Source organism: Pseudomonas sp. 86_A (assembly GCF_017491705.1).
In the GTDB taxonomy this organism is placed as follows: domain Bacteria; phylum Pseudomonadota; class Gammaproteobacteria; order Pseudomonadales; family Pseudomonadaceae; genus Aquipseudomonas; species Aquipseudomonas koreensis.
The window spans coordinates 29,771-42,965 of record NZ_JAFGYS010000009.1; the positions used below are offsets into that span (position 1 = coordinate 29,771).

Genomic DNA, 13,195 nt, shown 5'->3' on the forward strand with positions numbered 1-13,195 from the left:
CCTCGTGAATGGTGTACTTCAGTACCAACTCAATAATTATCGAAGTGACGTCCTACAGTCATTTCCTTCAATCTGCACAACACTTTCACCCCCGGAATACTCTGACAAATGTCAGAGATACTTCTTACATCAATTTATTTCCCGCGTTGCTAGCTTGCCTTGGCAGATTCTTTTCGCGTGGCGATCAGGGACGATCGAACACCGCGCATCGACTCACCTTGCTTACGGACAAGCGTATGTTCAGTACGGGCAATTGCGCGCCTTTTAACCTGCAAATTCCCGGCGTTCGCCACGACTTCAAGGTGCTCGCATTTGAGGGTGATGAAGCCATCAGCTGCCTGTACGCCATCCGCATCGAGCTGGTCAGCGAACGAGCGGATATCGATCTGGAGGGCCTGCTCAGTCAGCCGGCGTTTCTGCAATTCGGGTTTAACCAAGAAGGTATTCACGGACGCATTGAAGATGTGCGGATGGGTGAAAGCGGAAATCGCCTTACCGATTACCAACTGACGCTGGTGCCGGCGTTGTACTACTTGCAGTTCAGCCATGACCAACGGATTTTTCAGCAGCGCACGGTGCCGCAGATCATCGCGCAGGTGCTCAAGGGGCACGGTATTCAAGGTGATGCGTTCACCTTTCATGTCACCCCGAACCCGCCTCGCGACTATTGCACTCAATACGCGGAAAGCGATTTTGAATTTATCCAGCGGCTGTGCGCCGAGGACGGTATCGCCTGGCATCACCAGCATTCGATCGACGGCCATTGGCTGGTGTTCACCGATGACCAGGTGTTTCTCCCCAGATTGGCTGCGACACCGTATAAGCAGGAATCCGGCATGGTGGCCGAGCATCAGGTGATCAGCCGATTTGGTGTGCGTAACAGTACGCGTAACAGTACGCGCACCAGCTCCGTCACCCGCCGTGACTACGACCTGAAGCGCCCGAGTCTGTTGCTCGAAAGCCGCCTCACCGCCGGGTTCACGCCAACGCTCGAAGATTACCGCTATCCACTGCTGATCGAGAACGAAAGGCGCGGCAAGCAAATTGCCCGGCAGGCACTGGAGCGCCACCGTAGCGACTACGAACTGGGCGACGGCGAAAGCGATCAGACGAATCTGCGTTGCGGTCACCTGTTTGAGCTGACCGGACACCCGCGTAAAAAGTGCAACGACCTGTGGCTTCTGCTCAGCGTTGCCCATGAAGGCCGACAGCCACAAGTGCTCGAGGAGTCCGGCCCCAGCGACGTCAAAACCGCCGATGGTTTTACCCAGGGCTACCGAAATCGCTTTAGCGTGATTCCCGCCGAGGTGGTTTTTCGGCCTCCGCTGCCTGCACCACGCCGTCCGCTGGTGACTCAGACCGCACGGGTTACCGGCCCCGAAGACGAAGAGATTTACTGCGATGAATTCGGTCGCGTGAAAATAGAACTCCCCTGGGATCGCGCCGAACTCAACAGTGAGCGCAGCAGTTGTTGGGTACGCGTAGCGAGCAGTTGGGCCGGCGATCATTTTGGAGCCGTGACCATTCCGCGGGTCGGCATGGAAGTCGTGGTGTCCTTTTTGGAGGGCGATCCGGACAAGCCGCTGATCACCGGTTGTGTGGCCAACAGGGTGACCGCGCCGCCCTACTCTTTACCCGACCACAAGACCAGAACCGTCTTGCGCAGTGAAAGCTCGCCGCGCAATGGCGGCTACAACGAACTGTCGATTGAAGATCGCGCGGGGCAGGAACTGATCTACCTGCGTGCGCAACGTGACATGGCGCAGAAAGTCGGCAACAGCCTTCAACTCGAAGTGGGCAACGAGCGCCGCGAAACCATCAGCGGCAACAGTTACACCCACGCTGGAGGGTCTCTCGACATGGAGGCCGGCCAGCAAATGCATCTGAAGGCCGGCGCCAGTGTGGTGCTGGATGCCGGCGCCAGCATCACGCTGAAAGCCGGCGGTCATCACCTCGTAATCGACGCGGGCGGCATTTTCAGCAGCACGGAAATTGAAACGGGACGCAAGCCACACGACAGTGAAGTCCCCCACCTGCTGCTGCCTGGACTGGATGGCGCATTACCCGTTGCGCCAGCGGTGCACGCACGCGCAGACGACGAACTCGAAGAAGAGGAGGAAGAAGTCGAGCTGGACGATGAGACGCCAGGGGGAATTACTTTGCGTATCGGAGTGTTTTTCGATGGGACAGGGAACAATAAGGCCAACAGCGAAACAGTCGCCGCTTGTTACGCGCCGGATGCCAATCTCGCGGAGGCGGCCGAAGAGATACAGAAACACTGCGCTGCTTACGGTTACGACGGGGATGGAAACTCGCCGGATAACAGTTATGGAAATGATGTGAGCAATATTGTGCGGTTGTATGAGTTGTATACCGACCATACGTACGAAGCTTTACCGGATACCACTAAAAACGCATCGATAGCGGTTTACATCGAAGGCATTGGTACCAAAAGCAATGGCACCGACTCTCTCTACTCACAAGCAACAGGTCGAGGCGAGACAGGAGTAGTAGCACGCGTCGAACAATGCCCAGCGGTTATCAAGGAGCAGATAAGCCTGCTTATGGAACGAAATCCGCAGTTAGTAATTCAACAGATCGAATTCGATATTTTTGGTTTCAGTCGAGGAGCTGCAGCGGCAAGGCACTTTGCCAATGAGGTGTTCAAAGGTAGTGGGGGGCTTCTTGCCAAATCGTTTCCAAATGGCATCGAAGGTTTGGTAAACGGCTTTAGCTGGCGTCCGAAAATCGACACGCAGATCAACTTCATCGGGCTGTTCGACACCGTCGCAGCAATCGCCAACCCATGGCTGCTGGATTTTACCGGCGCTAACAGTCGGAACCCCGGGCTCGAATTAAGGCTGCCGGAAGGTTTAGCCAACAAGGTGGTGCATCTAGTGGCGCGTGATGAATACCGTGAGAATTTCGCGCTTAACAGCTTGGGCGAAATTGATCTGTTATTGCCCGGCTCACACTCCGATCTCGGCGGTGGATACTTACCCAGAGCCAAGGAAAAACTTCTGCTGAGCGACCCAATCACCAGCACCATCAGTCAAGGCAAAGAAGCGACCCGTAGTGGGGCCTATATCGCAGCTGAGAAGGAAGCGTTTTCATGGTATGCAAAGGGTGTTATCGATGATGACGGTTCGGGTAACCAGTTACAGGTGGCTGTGTGGGAAAGACCTGTTGCGCAAACAACAGAAAAGGGAAGAACCAACCCGGATCCCCAGAAGCAGGTTTACGCGGCAGCCCGCATTGAGCGTCCCGTTCATGGTGAGCTGTCGCTGGTGTATCTGCGCATCATGCGTGAACTTGCGCTCAGAAACGGTGTGCCATTGAAAGTTATCCCTGAGACATCCGCTCTTACTCTGCCCGAAGAGTTGGTACTCATCCATAAGAAACTCCAGGCTTACGCCTTAGGTGAGTCCTCCGTTGAAGGACTGACTATTGAAGAAAGAGCTTTGCTACGGAGCCGATATATACATCTTTCCGCTCATTGGAACGCGGCCAAAAATCTGAACAGCAGTGATATGAGCATTGTGTTCATAAATCGACCGGCTAAAAAAAACCAACGGGTGGTGCACCTGGATGAATGACTTCAATCGACCCATCATCAAAGGTGCGTGGCTTTTCTTAGGATTTGTACTGGCTGGCTGCATACAAAATATCTCCCAAGCGTCGGAAAAAACATCCTGGTTCCTTGGCTTTGGAGCACCCAGCTACATGGAGGTCTGGATTGAAACCGCCGATGTCGTGGATGTTCGGGAACGAGTGTTCCGGCGTGCTGGAGCTGGTATTGCGTCGGTACAAACGCCCGTTGGCCTCAAAGGAAAGCCCGCTGGTTGGCTAGAAAACCCCGGCAGAGGCAAAGGCAGATATGTAACCGGCGCCGATTTGCCACGCCTGATCTACGTGCGATGGCAATCACTTGCCGAATCTCAAACCTATGAGGCTTACATCGTCATTCCGGAATCCGCCCGGGAAATCATGCGCAAGTCCGAAAAAGCTTTCTGCAGGTTTGGTGGGGAGTGGATCACCGAATCCCGCGACAATATGGGTATTGGACTTGCGCCGGGGGGCATAGTGAAGGTCTGGCTTGGAGGGACTTGCCTGAAGGCAGTTGAGATTGCCCGGGTTGAAGGGACCGTCAACAAGCAGGGCCCGGATCAAGGAAAAAGTCAGGGCCGCTATGCACTACCTCTTTCACCTGAGTCCAAAGCCTATATCGAAAAATTCGGAATTCCCTATGGCTCGTGGTAACTACAATGCGGCTAACACACCGAGCATTCCGCGAGACCGCACCCAAACGATCGCAGTTTTGCTGTTGGGATTACTGCTTGCGGGTTGCACGCAAGCCTATGCTCAATCAGCGGATAAAAAGCCATGGTTTCTTGGTTTTGGAGCACCAGACTATATGGAGGTCTGGATTGAAACCGCCGATGTGGTGGATATTCGAGAGCGAGTATTCCGACGTGCCGGAGCCGGGATTGCTTCGGTAAGAGCTCCCGCTGATAACAAAGGCACGCCCGCAGGGTGGCCAGAAAACCCCGGAAGTGGCGCAGGGCGGGATATCACCGGCGCCGACCTGCCCCGCTTGATCTACGTACGCTGGCAATCACTGGCCGAACCTCAGACTTATGAGGCCTATATCCTCATTCCCGAGTTAGCTCGGGAAATCATGCGCAAACCCGAGAAAGCTTTCTGCAGGCTTGATGGGAAATGGATCACTGACTACCGCGACGACGTTGGAATCGGCTTGGCTCCCGGCGGCATAGTGAAGGTCTGGCTTGGAGGGCCTTGCCTCAAGTCTGTAGAGATTGCCCGGGTCGAAGGGAGTGTAGTGAAGCAAGGCCCGTATCAAGGAAAAAACGAGGGACGGTACGCCCTGCCTCTATCACCGGAATCAAAAGCCTACATCGAAAAATTCGGCATCCCCTTCGGGAGCTGGTAAGGAGCACTACCTCATGGAATTGAAACCCCTGCTGTTCGCAGCATTGATCTGGCTTCCCGTTACTCAAGCCTCTGCAGACACCCCGCCACTGGACGGTCATTACTATTTAAACGGCGCAATGGAAATGGGCGCCGAGTTGCTGCTGCGCAAGGACGGCACGTTTGACGCCGGCGTGGCGTATGGCAGCGCAGACGGTTTTGCCAAGGGTACCTGGCAGGTGGAAAACAACACCGTGACGCTGAAGAGCGAAACCAAACCGGCGTCGAACGGCGATTTGTCGGCCCTGTTTCAGGATCTGCAACTGGCGATCGAGCCAAACTGCCTGGCCGTAGACTTTGGCAACGGCAAAGCCTGCTTCCGACGTCAGTAACCCGATCTACCGCCACAAAAAATGGGCACCCGACCGCAATCGGTGTGCCCATTTTTTATTGCGCTGCTCCCCGTGATTCAGGGAGTTCGGCGCAATTATGGATTGACGCTGTCTTTCAACGACTTGCCTGGCTTGAACGCCACGGTGTTGCTGGCCTTGATTTTGACCGGCTCGCCGGTTTGCGGGTTTTTGCCGGTGCGAGCGCCGCGGTGGCGTTGCAGGAAGGTGCCGAAGCCCACCAGCGTGACGCTGTCCTTGCGGTGCAGAGCGCCGGTGATTTCTTCGAGGACGGCGTTGAGAACGCGGTTGGCCTGTTCTTTGGTCAGGTCCGCTTTTTCAGCGATTGCAGCGGCGAGTTCTGGTTTACGCATTAGTGAAGCCCCTTTGACGGTTTTTTGTTGTTATGTCCGTGCTGTTCTCGTTGGAACAGCGCCCAAGGCGCCGCAGGCTCTACTCTGCGGCAGACGGGAGTGAGAATGGCACGCGGATACCGGCTGCGCCAGTCTCCCCGCGACCTTTGTAGGGGCAAAAGCGGGGTGATTCCGACAGAACGACCGGTATTTACGCCAGCAGGGCCGGAAGCTGTTTGTTCAGGGCGAGTTTTTCCATCACCGCCGCGCCAGTCAGCGCGTAACCGAGCAACTGGCCGTCGGCGCTGTGGCACAGGGCCTTGATGTCGGCGCCCTGCCCTTCGACCGTCCACACGCCCTCGCTGCCCCGGGGCGGAGGCGAAACGACCAGCGGACACACCGGCGTTTTCACAGTGATCGGCATCGGGCCGTAGCTCACCGCCGTCGGGTTGCCCGCCAAGGTTTGTGCCAGCGCTCGCGCACAGCTCATGAGGGGCATCACGTACAACAGATTCAGCCCATCGACCTCGGCGCAGTCGCCCAGGGCGTAGATATTGGCGTGGGAGGTCTTCAGGTGGCGGTCGACGACAACGCCGCGGTTGACCTGCACGCCGGCAGCCGCCGCCAGATCGATGCGCGGGCGCAGGCCAATGGCCGACACCACCAGATCGCAGGCAATGACCTGACCGTCGGACAGATGCGCCTCCAGCCCATCCGCGACTTTTTGCAGACGGGTCAGCACCGGGCCGAGGTGGAAGCGCGCACCGAGGCTTTCCAGCCCGGCCTGCACCGCCGCCGCAGCGGCCGGGTGCAGCAGCATCGGCATGACTTGCTCGCACGGCGCCACCAGTTGCACCTCGTAACCACCGAGGATCAGGTCGTTGGCGAATTCGCAGCCGATCAGGCCGGCGCCGAGCAACAATACGCGACGCTTGCCCTCGGCGGCCGCGCGGAAACGTGCGTAGTCTTCGAGATCGTTGATCGGGAATACCAGATCGGCGCCATCGCCCTCGATCGGCACCCGCACGGTTTCTGCACCCCAGGCGAGGATCAGGTCGCGGTAATACACTGCTTCTTCGCCGATCCACAGGCGTTTGTGGCCGGCGTCGATGCCGCTGATGCGCGTGTGGGTGCGCACCTCGGCCTTCAACTGCTCGGCCATGGCGCCGGGTTCGGCCATGCTCAGGCCATCGGCGTCCTTGTTCTTGCCGAAACCGGTGGAGAGCATCGGCTTGGAGTAAGAGCGCCCGTCATCGGCGGTAATCAGCAGCAGCGGGGTTTCGCTGTCGAGTTTGCGAAACTCCCGGGCCAGGTTGTAGCCCGCAAGCCCGGTGCCGACGATTACGACAGGTGCGCTCATGCCTTACTCCTTCAGTTTTGCTTAGTTGATTTCGATCATTTCGAAGTCCATCTTGCCGACGCCGCAGTCGGGGCACAGCCAGTCTTCCGGCACGTCTTGCCAGGCGGTACCCGGCGCGATACCGTCATCCGGCCAACCGTCGGCTTCGTTGTAGATCAGGCCACAGACGATGCATTGCCACTTTTTCATTCAGGTACTTCCTCAGGGTTCAGGCGGTGTGCCGGCACGGACGGTCGATGGGTGTTGCGCTGCCATCCGGCTCAGGGCGTTTTGTACTGATGGTGCCGGGCAGATGCAAGCCTGTTCGGCGCAACGGCGACCCGGATCAATCAAAATCGCAGCACGCCATGTTAAGCTCGCCGCCTCATTTGCGGCCAATAATGACTCATTGTGCAACATTCAAATGCCTGCCCGGCCCCGCTCTGGCTGACTCAAAGCCGACTGACGCCCCTTCCCGATTCGTTGACCCTCGACTGGCTGTTCGACGAAGGCTCGCTGACCCGCCGCCTGACGCGGCTGTCCAGTGACGGCTTCAGCGTCACGCCGTTGTTCGAAGGCTGGGACACCCTGCGCGACGACGAATGCGTGGCGCTGGATCTGGCCGAAGGCAGCGAGGGCTGGGTGCGCGAGGTCTATCTGCGCGGTCACGGCGAGGCCTGGGTATTCGCCCGCAGCGTAGCGTCGCGTGCGGCGTTGCAAGACGACGGCTTGCACATGGACGAACTGGGCAGCCGTTCGCTGGGCGAGCTGCTGTTTTGCGATCAGGCGTTCCAGCGCCGTGCCATTGAAGTTTGCCACTACCCTGAACACTGGCTGCCACGTGCCGCAAAAGCACCTGAACTGTGGGGCCGCCGTTCGCGCTTCGACCGTGGCGCGCTGAGCGTACTGGTCGCGGAAATTTTCCTGCCGAGCCTGTGGACCGCCGCCCGCGCCCATCCGGAGAACTGCTGATGTACCAGAGCCTGCTCAAGTCCCTGAACCGTTTGAATCCACGGGCCTGGGATTTCATTCAGCTGACGCGCATGGATAAGCCGATCGGCATTTACCTGCTGCTGTGGCCGACGCTGTGGGCGTTGTGGATTGCCGGCAAGGGCTCGCCATCGTTGGCCAACATCGTGATTTTCGTCCTCGGTGTGGTGCTGACCCGCGCCGGCGGCTGCGTGATCAACGACTGGGCCGACCGCAAGGTCGACGGCCACGTCAAACGCACCGCACAACGGCCGCTGGCCAGCGGCAAGATCAGTTCGAAAGAGGCGCTGGTGTTCTTCGCGCTGCTGATGGGCGTGAGCTTCCTGCTGGTGCTGTGCACCAATGCGCCGACCATCTGGCTGTCGCTGGGCGGCCTGGCGCTGGCATTCACCTACCCGTTCATGAAGCGCTACACCTATTACCCGCAAGTGGTATTGGGCGCAGCGTTCTCGTGGGGCATGCCGATGGCATTCACCGCCGAAACCGGCGAGTTGCCGGCGGCGGCGTGGCTGCTGTGGATCGCCAATCTGCTGTGGACGGTGGGTTACGACACCTATTACGCGATGACTGATCGCGATGACGATTTGAAGATTGGCGTGAAGTCGACGGCGATTCTGTTCGGCGATGCGGATCGGGTGATCATCCTGAGCTTGCAGGCGCTGTCGCTGGGTTGCCTGATGCTGGCGGGATCCAAGTTTGAACTGGGAATCTGGTTCCATCTTGGCTTGCTGGTGGCTGCCGGGTGTTATGCGTGGGAGTTCTGGTACACCCGCAGCAAGGACCGGATGCGCTGCTTCCAGGCGTTCTTGCACAACCATTGGGCCGGGCTGGCGATTTTTGTCGGGATCGTGCTGGATTACGCATTGCGCTGAACACAAGCCTGTAGGAGTGAGCCTGCTCGCGATGACGGTGTATCTGCCACATTGCTGTTAACTGATACACCGTCATCGCGAGCAGGCTCACTCCTACAGGGGCGCAGTTGCTGCAGGACTCAGTGTTTAGGCATGTGCCACATGTCCTTGAAGCCTTCCCCCTTCATGTCACCTGGTTTTTCATCCATTTTGAAGGTGTAAAGCGGCTTGCCGTCATATGCCCATTGCATCATGCCGTCATCACGCTTGATGGGGGTGAATTTGCCTTCAGCCTTGGCACCCGCCGGCGCCATCATCGGCGGCCAGTTCTTCGCGCAATCGCCGTTGCACATCGATTTACCGCCCGTGTCCTTGTCGAAGGTGTACACGGTCATGCCTTTGTGGTCGGTCATCATGCCGTCTTTCATCATGACCGGCTCAGCGGCGAATGCCATCGACGGTAATGCTACGGCAGCGGCAAGCAGCAGGGCTTTGAAAGAAACAGTCATTTGAGTCATGGAAACCTTCTTTTGTGGTTGTCAGGATTCGGACTTAGAGCTTAGTCCAGGATCCCGCCATCCGCCGGGCGACTAAAATACTGTCACACGACTGCAATAATTCCGTTATCTAATGCGGCGCAAGACAGTTAAATGACAAGAGGATTAAGGCATGGTTGGCAGGAGCATTCTGATCGTCGACGACGAAGCGCCCATTCGCGAAATGATCGCCGTTGCGTTGGAAATGGCCGGCTATGACTGCCTCGAGGCCGAAAACTCGCAGCAGGCACACGCCATTATCGTTGACCGCAAACCGGACCTGATCCTGCTCGACTGGATGCTGCCCGGCACTTCCGGCATCGAGCTGGCCCGCCGCCTCAAGCGTGACGAGCTGACCGGGGACATCCCGATCATCATGCTCACTGCCAAGGGCGAAGAGGACAACAAGATCCAGGGCCTGGAAGTCGGCGCCGACGACTACATCACCAAGCCGTTCTCGCCACGCGAACTGGTCGCCCGCCTCAAGGCTGTGCTGCGCCGCGCCGGCCCGACCGATGGCGAAGCGCCGATCGAAGTTGGCGGCCTGCTGCTTGACCCGATCAGCCACCGCGTGACCATCGACGGCCGTCCGGCGGAAATGGGCCCGACCGAATACCGTCTGCTGCAATTCTTCATGACCCACCAAGAACGCGCCTACACGCGCGGGCAGCTGCTGGATCAGGTCTGGGGCGGCAACGTCTATGTTGAAGAGCGCACCGTCGACGTGCACATCCGGCGCCTGCGCAAGGCCCTCGGCGATGCTTACGAAAATCTGGTACAAACCGTGCGCGGCACTGGCTACCGGTTTTCCACCAAGGCCTGACCCGACCGCCAGACTCGCTGACAAGGACCGTATTTTCCGTGAATCAAAACTGGCATGGCACCCTGATTCGCCACATGCTGTTGCTGGTCACAGCGTGTCTGGTGATCGGCCTGATCACCGGCTATTACGGCTGGAGCCTCGCTGCAGGCCTGGGCCTTTACCTGGCCTGGACGCTCAAGCAACTGCTGCGCCTGCACGAATGGCTGCGCCTGCACCAACCCGATGAAGCACCGCCCGACGGCTACGGCCTGTGGGGTGAGGTGTTCGACAGCATCTACCACCTGCAACGCCGCGACCAACGGGTGCGCGGGCGCCTGCAAGCGGTGATCGACCGGGTGCAGGAATCCACCGCTGCGCTGAAAGACGCGGTGATCATGCTCGACAGCGACGGCAACCTGGAGTGGTGGAACCGCGCCGCCGAAACCCTGCTCGGCCTCAAGACCCCGCAAGACAGCGGCCAACCGGTGACCAACCTGGTGCGGCATCCGCGCTTCAAGGAATACTTCGAGCAGGAAAGCTACGCCGAACCGCTGGAAATCCCGTCGCCGACCAATGATCGCGTGCGCATTCAGCTGTACCTGACCCGCTATGGCAACAACGAACACCTGATGCTGGTGCGCGATGTCACGCGCATCCATCAACTGGAACAGATGCGCAAAGACTTCATCGCCAACGTCTCCCACGAACTGCGCACGCCGCTGACGGTGATCTGTGGCTATCTGGAAACCCTGCTCGACAACGTCGAGGAAGTGAACCCGCGCTGGAGCCGTGCGCTGCAGCAGATGCAGCAACAGGGCGGGCGCATGCAGACGCTGCTCAACGATCTGTTGCTGCTGGCGAAACTCGAAGCCACCGATTATCCGTCGGATAACCAGCCGGTGCAGATCGACACCCTGCTGCAGTCGATCAAGAGCGACGCGCAGCAATTATCCGGCTCGAAAAACCAGCGCATTACCCTGGAGGCCGACGGAAAAATCCTGCTCAAGGGCAGCGAGGCGGAACTGCGCAGCGCGTTCTCCAACCTGGTGTTCAACGCCGTGAAATACACCCCGGCCGAAGGCAACATCCGCATCCGCTGGTGGGGCGACGAGCAGGGCGCGCACCTGAGCGTGCAGGATTCGGGAATCGGCATCGACAGCAAACACCTGCCGCGCCTGACCGAACGCTTCTACCGCGTCGACTCCAGCCGCAACTCCAACACCGGCGGCACCGGGCTGGGCCTGGCCATCGTCAAACACGTGCTGCTGCGCCACCGCGCGCGGATGGAAATCAGCAGCGTGCCCGGTCACGGCAGCACGTTCACCTGCCATTTCGCCCCGGCCCAGGTCGCTCATGCACGGGCCATCAGCGCCGCCGAGTGATACCGGCCAGCACGCGCCACTAGGCAATCGCCATGTCAGCCGCTACATTGGCTGACTTGCGTCTGCCTTTCAGGCGCGACTTTTTCTCTCTTACGAATCACACGGAACCCGCAAAACTCCATCATGGACCCTTCCCCTGGCTTGTCCCTCGCAACACTATTCGCCGATTTCGGCATGATTCTTTTCGCTCTGATCCTGGTTGTGCTCAACGGCTTTTTCGTTGCGGCGGAATTCGCCATGGTCAAGCTGCGCTCGACCCGGGTCGAGGCCATCGCCGACAAAAACGGCTGGCGCGGGCACATCCTGCGCACCGTGCACAGTCAGCTCGATGCGTACCTCTCGGCGTGCCAGCTCGGTATCACCCTCGCCTCCCTGGGCCTGGGCTGGGTCGGTGAGCCGGCGTTCGCGCACATTCTCGAGCCGCTGCTGAGCGCGGTCGGCGTGCAGTCGCCGGAAGTGGTCAAGGGCATTTCGTTCTTTACCGCGTTCTTCATCATTTCCTACCTGCACATCGTCGTCGGTGAGCTGGCGCCCAAGTCGTGGGCGATCCGCAAACCCGAGCTGTTGTCGCTGTGGACGGCGGTGCCGCTGTACCTGTTCTACTGGGCGATGTACCCGGCGATCTACCTGCTCAACGCCAGCGCCAACGCGATCCTGCGTATCGCCGGCCAGGGCGAGCCCGGCCCGCACCACGAACACCATTACAGCCGCGAAGAACTGAAACTGATCCTGCACTCCAGCCGTGGTCAGGATCCGAGCGATCAGGGCATGCGCGTACTGGCCTCGGCGGTGGAAATGGGCGAACTGGAAGTGGTCGACTGGGCCAACTCCCGCGAAGACCTGATCACCCTGGAATTCAACGCGCCGCTGAAAGAAATCCTCGCGATGTTCCGCCGTCACAAGTTCAGCCGTTACCCGGTGTACGACAGCGAGCGCCAGGAATTCGTCGGCCTGCTGCACATCAAGGACTTGCTGCTGGAACTGGCGGCGCTGGACCACATTCCCGAGTCGTTCAACCTGGCCGAGCTGACCCGCCCGCTGGAGCGCGTGTCGCGGCACATGCCGCTGTCGCAGCTGCTGGAACAGTTCCGCAAGGGCGGTTCGCACTTCGCCGTGGTCGAGGAAGCCGACGGCAACATCATCGGCTACCTGACCATGGAAGACGTGCTCGAAGTGCTGGTCGGTGATATCCAGGACGAACATCGCAAGGCTGAACGCGGAATCCTCGCCTATCAGCCGGGCAAGCTGCTGGTACGGGGCGATACGCCGCTGTTCAAGGTTGAGCGCCTGCTCGGCATCGACCTCGACCACATCGAAGCCGAAACCCTCGCCGGGCTGGTCTACGAAACCCTGAAACGGGTGCCGGAAGAGGAAGAAGTGCTGGAAGTCGAAGGCCTGCGAATCATCATCAAGAAGATGAAGGGGCCGAAGATTGTGTTGGCGAAGGTGTTGATGCTGGATTGATCGCGATTGCAGGACAGCTTTTGTGGCGAGGGAGCTTGCTCCCGCTCGGCTGCGCAGCAGTCGCAGAGCCGATGTGCAAGGTGTTTCTGATCGAACGCGGTTGCAGGGTTGTGGGGCCGCTTCGCAGCCCAGCGGGAGCAAGCTCCCTCGCCACAGTTGA

13 protein-coding genes are annotated in these 13,195 nt (G+C 59.0%); 9 read left to right on the top strand and 4 right to left on the bottom strand.

Going from position 1 to position 13,195, the window contains the following annotated elements:
- The first annotated feature begins 236 nt into the window (after window positions 1-236).
- The 4 genes from tssI to J5M57_RS14960 are packed head-to-tail and all read left to right on the top strand — an operon-like array spanning window position 237 to window position 5,321.
- Window positions 237-3,596, top strand: a complete 3,360-nt coding sequence (gene tssI / locus J5M57_RS14945) for a type VI secretion system tip protein TssI/VgrG (RefSeq protein WP_207848618.1) — start codon at window positions 237-239, stop codon at window positions 3,594-3,596.
- Window positions 3,589-4,260 (top strand): DUF2931 family protein, encoded by a 672-nt coding sequence (locus tag J5M57_RS14950; protein WP_207848619.1) that lies wholly within the window; start codon window positions 3,589-3,591, stop codon window positions 4,258-4,260. Before tssI ends, J5M57_RS14950 begins: the two co-directional genes overlap by 8 nt.
- Entirely contained in the window at window positions 4,247-4,951 is a 705-nt protein-coding gene (locus tag J5M57_RS14955) for a DUF2931 family protein (protein WP_169842915.1), read from the top strand. Before J5M57_RS14950 ends, J5M57_RS14955 begins: the two co-directional genes overlap by 14 nt.
- A 13-nt stretch (window positions 4,952-4,964) precedes the next feature.
- Complete coding sequence (locus tag J5M57_RS14960; RefSeq protein WP_110718151.1) at window positions 4,965-5,321, top strand: hypothetical protein; 357 nt, start codon at window positions 4,965-4,967, stop codon at window positions 5,319-5,321.
- Window positions 5,322-5,416: 95 nt separating this feature from the next.
- Here the strand turns inward: J5M57_RS14960 and J5M57_RS14965 are convergent, their stop codons facing one another.
- From J5M57_RS14965 to J5M57_RS14975, 3 genes are all read right to left on the bottom strand, one after another.
- The gene (locus J5M57_RS14965) at window positions 5,417-5,692 is read right to left on the bottom strand and encodes an HU family DNA-binding protein (protein ID WP_003213368.1); all 276 of its coding nucleotides are present in this window, start codon (window positions 5,690-5,692) and stop codon (window positions 5,417-5,419) included.
- Window positions 5,693-5,882: 190 nt separating this feature from the next.
- On the bottom strand, window positions 5,883-7,031 hold the full coding sequence (locus J5M57_RS14970) for an FAD-dependent oxidoreductase (protein ID WP_169842914.1): 1,149 nt from the start codon (window positions 7,029-7,031) through the stop codon (window positions 5,883-5,885).
- 21 nt (window positions 7,032-7,052) lie between these two features.
- On the bottom strand, window positions 7,053-7,220 hold the full coding sequence (locus J5M57_RS14975) for a rubredoxin (RefSeq protein ID WP_064589849.1): 168 nt from the start codon (window positions 7,218-7,220) through the stop codon (window positions 7,053-7,055).
- A gap of 201 nt (window positions 7,221-7,421) precedes the next feature.
- Here J5M57_RS14975 and J5M57_RS14980 point away from each other — a divergent pair, with 201 nt between their 5' ends.
- Window positions 7,422-7,982: a chorismate lyase gene (locus J5M57_RS14980; protein ID WP_207848620.1), complete on the top strand. Its 561-nt coding sequence runs from the start codon at window positions 7,422-7,424 to the stop codon at window positions 7,980-7,982.
- Window positions 7,982-8,872 (top strand): 4-hydroxybenzoate octaprenyltransferase, encoded by an 891-nt coding sequence (gene ubiA / locus J5M57_RS14985; protein WP_207848621.1) that lies wholly within the window; start codon window positions 7,982-7,984, stop codon window positions 8,870-8,872. Before J5M57_RS14980 ends, ubiA begins: the two co-directional genes overlap by 1 nt.
- A 119-nt stretch (window positions 8,873-8,991) precedes the next feature.
- Here the strand turns inward: ubiA and J5M57_RS14990 are convergent, their stop codons facing one another.
- A complete protein-coding gene (locus J5M57_RS14990) occupies window positions 8,992-9,369 on the bottom strand; it encodes a hypothetical protein (RefSeq protein ID WP_207848622.1) in 378 nt (125 codons plus the stop codon).
- A gap of 151 nt (window positions 9,370-9,520) precedes the next feature.
- Here J5M57_RS14990 and phoB point away from each other — a divergent pair, with 151 nt between their 5' ends.
- The 3 genes from phoB to J5M57_RS15005 all read left to right on the top strand — a co-directional run bounded on the left by phoB (window position 9,521) and on the right by J5M57_RS15005 (window position 13,035).
- Complete coding sequence (phoB, locus tag J5M57_RS14995) at window positions 9,521-10,210, top strand: phosphate regulon transcriptional regulator PhoB (protein WP_003229608.1); 690 nt, start codon at window positions 9,521-9,523, stop codon at window positions 10,208-10,210.
- Between the two features lie 74 nt (window positions 10,211-10,284).
- Window positions 10,285-11,571: a phosphate regulon sensor histidine kinase PhoR gene (gene phoR / locus J5M57_RS15000; RefSeq protein ID WP_222934968.1), complete on the top strand. Its 1,287-nt coding sequence runs from the start codon at window positions 10,285-10,287 to the stop codon at window positions 11,569-11,571.
- Window positions 11,572-11,694: 123 nt separating this feature from the next.
- Window positions 11,695-13,035, top strand: coding sequence for a hemolysin family protein (locus tag J5M57_RS15005; protein WP_064589854.1), 1,341 nt, complete (start codon window positions 11,695-11,697; stop codon window positions 13,033-13,035).
- The last annotated feature ends 160 nt before the right edge of the window (window positions 13,036-13,195 follow it).